Origin of the sequence: uncultured Campylobacter sp., assembly GCF_937997595.1 — a bacterium.
Lineage (GTDB): Bacteria > Campylobacterota > Campylobacteria > Campylobacterales > Campylobacteraceae > Campylobacter_B.
In genome coordinates, this window is sequence record NZ_CALKTS010000001.1 from 1 (window position 1) to 6,645 (window position 6,645).

The 6,645-nt window shown below is 46.0% G+C and carries 6 protein-coding genes; all 6 read right to left on the reverse strand.

Going from position 1 to position 6,645, the window contains the following annotated elements; translation table 11 throughout:
- A partial coding sequence (locus Q0614_RS00005; RefSeq protein WP_298785635.1) for an HAD hydrolase-like protein occupies nt 1-215 on the reverse strand: 215 nt, incomplete at its 3' end.
- Nucleotides 216-281: 66 nt separating this feature from the next.
- Nucleotides 282-1,304, reverse strand: a complete 1,023-nt coding sequence (locus Q0614_RS00010) for an OmpA family protein (RefSeq protein ID WP_297883179.1) — start codon at nt 1,302-1,304, stop codon at nt 282-284.
- Between the two features lie 99 nt (nt 1,305-1,403).
- On the reverse strand, nt 1,404-1,793 hold the full coding sequence (rpsI, locus tag Q0614_RS00015) for a 30S ribosomal protein S9 (protein WP_005869670.1): 390 nt from the start codon (nt 1,791-1,793) through the stop codon (nt 1,404-1,406).
- Nucleotides 1,794-1,795: 2 nt separating this feature from the next.
- Nucleotides 1,796-2,221 carry a 50S ribosomal protein L13 gene (rplM, locus tag Q0614_RS00020; RefSeq protein WP_005869672.1) on the reverse strand — a complete coding sequence of 142 codons (426 nt, stop codon included), beginning with the start codon at nt 2,219-2,221 and terminating at the stop codon, nt 1,796-1,798.
- A gap of 115 nt (nt 2,222-2,336) precedes the next feature.
- Nucleotides 2,337-5,255 carry a RecB-like helicase gene (locus Q0614_RS00025; RefSeq protein ID WP_298785637.1) on the reverse strand — a complete coding sequence of 973 codons (2,919 nt, stop codon included), beginning with the start codon at nt 5,253-5,255 and terminating at the stop codon, nt 2,337-2,339.
- A partial coding sequence (locus Q0614_RS00030) for a PD-(D/E)XK nuclease family protein (protein ID WP_298785639.1) occupies nt 5,242-6,645 on the reverse strand: 1,404 nt, incomplete at its 5' end. The genes Q0614_RS00025 and Q0614_RS00030, both read right to left, overlap by 14 nt.

Below are 6,645 nucleotides of genomic sequence, written 5' to 3' on the forward strand. Positions count from 1 at the left end.
TAAGCGAGCACGAAATTCTGCACATCGCGCGTCACACCTAGACGCTCAAACATTACCTCTAACGGATACCCGATAAGCCTTTTAATCGCTTCGTCGCTAGGCTCCGCAGCGCCCAAATGCGTAAACGCGTAGTGAAAGCCATCCAGTATCGCGGGCGTGGAGTCTATGAGCGTGCCGTCCAGATCGAAAAGCAGTGTAATTTGGAATTTTGGCATTTTAAAATTTAATTTGGATATAAAAAAAGCGGAGCCGAAGCCCCGCTTATGTGGATCTAGAAAAGATTATTTTCTAAATTTAGCATCTACGCGTCTATTTTGAGCGCGGCCTGCTTTAGTAGCGTTTGTAGCGATAGGCTTAGTCTCACCGTATCCTACAGTGGTGATTCTGCTAGCATCTACGCCGAAGCTCTTAAGCGCACCTCCAACTGCAGCAGCTCTGCGCTCGGAAAGCTTTTGATTATATGCATTCGAACCGGTGCTATCGGTGTGACCCTCTAGGATTACTTTGTAATCAGGGTGAGCTACTAGCACGTCGCTTACGTTTTTGATCTGGTTCATAAACTCAGGAGAGATTTTTGAGCTATCGGTAGCGAAATTTACGCCTAAATTTAATCTGATAACTTTCTCGCAGCCGTACTCATCGACTACTACGCCAGCAGGTGTGCCAGGGCATCTGTCGACATTGTCGCATACGCCGTCATTATCTGCATCTTTGCAGCCTGTAGGAGCCGGAGCGGCAGCTGGAGCTGCATCAGCATATCTCTTGCCAAAATCAACTGCAAAGCCTAGAGTATAGAACAATACGTGGTTGCCGTCGTCAAATCTGATAGCATCGCGTGCTTCAAGTTTTGTAGCGAAATTGTCGGTAATGTAGTATTTTAGACCCAAGCCGTATTGACCGAAGCCGCTATCTTGATCACCATCGTTGTAAACGTCTTTAGTGTAATCCATATAGCCAAGACCTAGTAAGCCGTATAATTTGAAATTATCGGTAAAATTTACCAAGTCTTTTACAGCATTGATGTGGTAGTATCTAGCGCTAGGCTTAGCATTGCCGGCTCTGTAAGCTAGATCCTCTACGCCGATATGACGAGAGTAATCGAAACCTGCCTCTAATTGATCAATGAATGAATTCTGTAGGTTTTTAGCAAGGCGTAGACCGAACATAAAATTCGAATCCAAATCCATATTTCCCTCATGAGTCATTCCGCCAACAGTAGGGGTAATCTCCCAGTGATAATCAGCATCGCTAGCGAGCAACGCACTAGATGCACATAAGCTTAATGCAAGTAGAACTTTCTTCATTAAACATCCTTTCAAATAAAGTTGTAATTCGATATTACCATAAAATTTTTAAAGAATTTACAAATTCGCGACAATTTCGCCACAAATTTGTAAAAAACATTATCTCTTAGAGAACTGCGGACTTCTACGCGCTTTGCGGCGACCGAATTTCTTTCGCTCAACCACGCGGCTATCGCGAGTTAACAGACCTTTTGGCTTAAGAGCCGCTCTAAAATCCTTATCCATCGCGGCAAGCGCTTTTGAAATTCCGTGCTTTAGCGCATCCGCTTGAGCTGAATATCCGCCGCCTAAAGTCTGCGCAGTGATATCCATCGAGGTCTCTTGTTTGGTCGCCAAAAGCGGCTGAACAACCCTTAGTTTGATCGCTTCGTGACCGCCTAGCCAGGTGTTTAGATCCATACCGTTTACTACGATCTTGCCGCTTCCCGGTTTTACCCAAACCTTAGCTACGGCAGTTTTTCTCTTTCCGGTTGCATAAATTGTCGCCATGATTATTTTCCTTTTTTAGTTGTTTGCGCAGTATGAGGGTGCTCGCCGCCTTCATATACGAATAGCTTTTTGATCATCGCCTTGCCGAGCTTCGTCTTAGGAAGCATGCCGCGAACCGCAAGTCTATAGAGCTTTGCGGGATTGTTTTTAAGCAGGTCTTGGAATTTCACGCTCTTTACGCTTCCGAAATAGCCCGAGTAGCTGTGATAAAGTTTATCGTCGCCCTTGTTATTGCCGGTAAATACGGCTTTCGAAGCATTAATGATAACGACGTAGTCTCCGCAATCCACGTTTGGAGTATAGCTTGGTTTGTGTTTGCCGCGTAGTAATACCGCAACTTCGGTAAGCATCCTACCGAATCTTTTGTCGGTCGCGTCGATAACGACCCAGTCGCGCTTAACTTCGCTAGGCTTTGTAATTTCTGTCATGGTTTCCGCCTTATTAAAATTTGAGCTGTGATTATATAGAAATATCCTTACGTATAGCTTAATTTAAGCTATCTTTAATCTATCTGCGCTCAAATTTTATCTAAGCTTTAAAATTTTATCCCTCCTCATTTACTTCGATCAGCTTAGCGCCCGCAACTTCGAGAGCCAGCACGAAGGCACGCACTCGCGCATGCGGATAAAACTCGCGGATCACGCTTTTATACCGCGCCACTTGAGCTTTGTTTTGCGCGAGGTATTTTTCGGAGCTTTTGTAATCAAAAAGCAAAATTTCATCCCGCCTAAAGCATGCCAGATCTACGCGCAAAAGTTCATTCTCCGCGCTTTTAATCGGCATCTCTTTATAAGCTTGAGCGCCCTTTATCAGAGCTAAAAATTCCTCGTTTTTGCTTAGTCCTAGCGCCCGCGCCGCGATATTTTCAAAATCCGTGTCATTTAAAAATTTAGCGTAGCGTCCTCTTGCAAGGCTCACTCCTCGTAAAATTTCATCCGCTGCAAATCCTTCGCTCATCTCCAGAGCATAGTGCAGCGCCTCGCCGAAATATATCGCGCTTAGCGCCTCCGTTTCGCCGCCGCCTGCTTTTTCTTGCGCGCCTTGAGGCTCGCCCGCTACGAGCGCGATCTTTTTTTGCGACGACTGCTCTTCTGATTTTACGAAGCTTGGGATTAAGTAGCCGTATTGAAAATCCGGGATATCCAGCCACTTCACGACGCCCGCGCCCTTGGTCTTTTTGGCGTAAGGCGAAAAAAAGCTATAATTGTATTGATCTATTTTTGCCTCGGAGCGTTTTACGATGATGAGCGAGCGTTCGGCGCGGGTAAATGCCACATAGAGCTTGTTTATGTCCTCTTCATGCGCAGAGCGATCGTTTTCATCCATTAATGCTGCAAATTCCGCATCCAGGCTCTTTCTGCTCGCAAATTTATAAAAAATTCTCCACTTATGCGTGGTAAAATCATAGTCCGTCGCGAGCTTTGAGCTCTCGCCCCGATCTTTTCCTCCGATTCGGTCGCAGACGATTACGTGCGGGAACTGAAGCCCCTTGGACTTATGCACGGTCATAATTTTAATGCCGCTTTGTTCCTTGGCAAATACCTCCGTTTCGTCGTTTGCAAACAGATACTCGCTAAAACTATTAAATTTTGCCAGCGTCTCAAAAAATAGCAGTAGATCCGGATCGACAAAATTTAATTTCAGCGTGCTAGCGATAAATTCCGCCGTTTTTTGCGCATTTTTATGCAAATCGACCGCTATCTTTTTAAGCCGCCTACCCAAAATCGCTTCGGCGTTTCGCAGATAAATTTCATCGCCACCTACGCAAAATTTCGCGTATTGAATTACGGCATTTACCTGCTCGCTGCAACGCAGGGCCTTATTTGAGCCACTGCAAACCTCGCAGAATTCTGATAGCATCTCTTTTAGCGCGCTTACATGCTCGTTTTTCCAGCATAAAATCGCAATATCATCAGCTCTCACGCCGCACTCTTCAACAAGCCTGCGCGCTTGCTCCGCAGCCCCCTTTAGCACATCGTCGTATGAAAACGCCGCTACGTAGCCGTAATCGTCGCTTTGCACCTCAAATAGCGGCATTTGCGGATGAGAAAGAGGATAGTCCTTGATTTTTTGCAGCACCAAAGCAGGCAGATCGCTATCTAGCTTATTTGCCGCGATTTGATCTTCATAAGACGCAAATTTATCGCGCAAGATCTCATTTACAAATTTTACGATAAGTTTTAAACTGCGATAATTGCGCGGCAGGCTCTGCGTTTTGATTTGACTAAACTGCTCGCGCAAAATATCAAAAATTTTTCTCTCTGCGCCGCGAAATTTATAGATGCTCTGTTTTTTATCGCCTACGTAAAAAAAGCTACCGCAGCGCTCTTCCGCCCCTTTGCCGGCAAGCGCCTCAGAGATTAGCGGCAGCATGATTTCATACTGGCAAATGTCGGTATCTTGAAATTCGTCGATTAAAATATGCGTGATTTTAGAATCGAGCCTGAAATATAAAAGCTCGCGATTGCCCTGCAACGCCTCTGCGCTTGGATTTAGCAGCGAGTGCACGGCTGCGGTGACATCGCCGAATGTAAGTTTGCCGCTTTTGCGCTGCACCGATTTAAGCGCTTCGGCATAAATTTTAATTAGTCCTGCCAGCTTAGCCGCATATGTTGCATCCATCCACGCTATTTCGCGAGCTATGGCGTCTTTTAGCCTTGCTAGCTCACCGTCAAAATGTGAAATTTTTTTAAGCTGCGAGCGCGGATAATCGAAACTACCGTTGGCAAGAGCCGAAAGAATGAAGCCCGAAGATAATTTTGACAGATCACTAACAGGGCTTAGCCCATTTACGGCTCCAGCGCTTACGCCCGCATCTCTCGCCGCTTTTTGCAAGTGGGATAAAATTTCATTTATCTCTGCTAGCGCGGAACTTGCAGGAAGCGTGGGCGGATTTATGCTTATATCGCCTCTCCAAATGCTTTGCAAGCTATTTAAAAACTCGCTCTTTGTCATTCCTGAGTCGCTTACATAATCCACGACCTCTCTTAATAGCGCTTCGTTTTTACAAATCGCGCTTAAAAACGCCGCCTGCTGCACACCCAAAATCCCTTCATCGTTTTCAAAGCTTGGATCAATGCCGCTGTTTAACGCAAATGAGCGCAGAGCTTTTGCAAAAAACGCATCAAAGGTAAAGACGTTTAGGCTCTCGCTTAAAAATTTAGGCAGTAGGCGCTGTTGCGCTGCCAAAACCTCATCCGCGCTTAGCCCCAAATCAGCACAAATCTGCTCCAGCTCGGGGCTTGGCACAAGGGCGCCGTCGCGCACGACAAGCAAATTTTGAAATTTCTCTACGATACGCGTTTTCATCTCAGCAGCAGCTTTTTTGGTGAAGGTAAGCGCTAAAATTTCATTGATCGGCTCGCCTTTTAGCACCAGCTCGATGAACCTGACTGCGAGATTGAAGGTCTTGCCGCTGCCTGCGCTTGCTTCAAGCGCCAGATAATTTTCAAATTTTGCCATCGATCTGCCCCTTGCAAATGATTTTATAATCGCAGTATTCGCAGCTTTGAACCGCTTCCGTACGCGTAAAAACAACCTCGCTTGCAAATTCCTTGCCGATAGAGCTTAGCGTCTCGCGCAGATTTTCTAAGCTAGGCGTTTTGTCGCCAGGAGCCGCAAACGCGCAATCTTTTAGCGACAGATAGGCGCATTCGCACTCCTGAGCCAAAAGCGCGCGATAAAATGTAAGCTGGAATTTTTCCATATGCTTTTTAGCTGAACCACGTTTGTAATCGATGATGAACTTCCGCCCTACCTTATCTTCGTCAATGCGGTCGATCCGCCCGCTCAGCCTCACCCCGTCAAGCTCGCCTTTTAGCGATACTTCACTGCCGCTAAAGCTCCAAATTTGCTCATGCTCTTCTAAAAGCCTAGCTAGCTTTTCTACAGCTTTTAGCTCAAGCTCCGCATCAAAGCGCGCAATCCCTGCTTCTCGCGCAAGCTGCGAATAAATAGGGCGAAATTTTTCCATGCTAAATTTCATCCCCGCTCGCTCGTATAAACGCTGAAAACTCGTATGTAAAATTTTGCCTAAAAGCGCATTATCCTCACCGAATTTTAGCCCCTCCCTCAGCCCAAAAACGTAGCGGTAATAATACTTCCTCTTGCATTCTAAAAACGTATCCAGCCGCGAAAACGATAGCTCCTCGGCAAAAAAATCATGGCGAGCCACGGGATCTTCTTGTCCGCATAAGGCGGGCTTAAATTCCTCTCTCCCAAAAAGCCGCAAATAATCTTCCTGCGAAAATTCCGCGTCTTGTTGCACTTCAAAGCTTTTCAAAAACCGCGAAGGCAACTTCTCGACGCTCTGCAGATAGCAAATCGCGCTTTTTTTAGCGCCTCTTAGCAAGCCGTCGTAGTAAAATCTTTGTAAATTTTCGCGGTCTGCGTGGCTGATAAGCCCTGCTCTAGCGCGCAAAGCAGAGTTTAAAAACATCTCTCCGCTACTGCGATTTGGCACCAGATCATCGTTAAAATCTGGGATTATCACGCCATCAAATTGTAGCCCACGGCTCTCTAAAAGCCCCATTACCGTGACCTTTCCGCCACGAACATCATCGAGCTTAATGCGCGAAATTTCTAACAAAAAAAGATCGATTAGATTGCCCAAGCTTAGGTTTTCGTCCTTAAATTTTCGAAGCAAAATTTTAATTAGATATAGCGGCTCTTTTAGCTTTTCTTGCAGTAGCGCATCACTAATTTTGGGTAAACAGGCGAGCTTGGCAATTAGTGCCGCAAAATGCTCGAAGCTTACTCGCTTTGCAAAATCGCGCGCAAACTCACCAAAAAGTGCCTCATCCACGCCCACACTCGCAAAAAACAGATCAAGCTCCTGCGGGTTTGGGCGCTG

Coding starts and splice junctions, on each gene's coding strand:
- rplM (WP_005869672.1), bottom strand. CDS start 2,221: ATGACAGAAATTACAAAGCCTAGCGAAGTTAAGCGCGACTGGGTCGTT.
- Q0614_RS00010 (WP_297883179.1), bottom strand. CDS start 1,304: ATGAAGAAAGTTCTACTTGCATTAAGCTTATGTGCATCTAGTGCGTTG.
- rpsI (WP_005869670.1), bottom strand. CDS start 1,793: ATGGCGACAATTTATGCAACCGGAAAGAGAAAAACTGCCGTAGCTAAG.
- Q0614_RS00025 (WP_298785637.1), bottom strand. CDS start 5,255: ATGGCAAAATTTGAAAATTATCTGGCGCTTGAAGCAAGCGCAGGCAGC.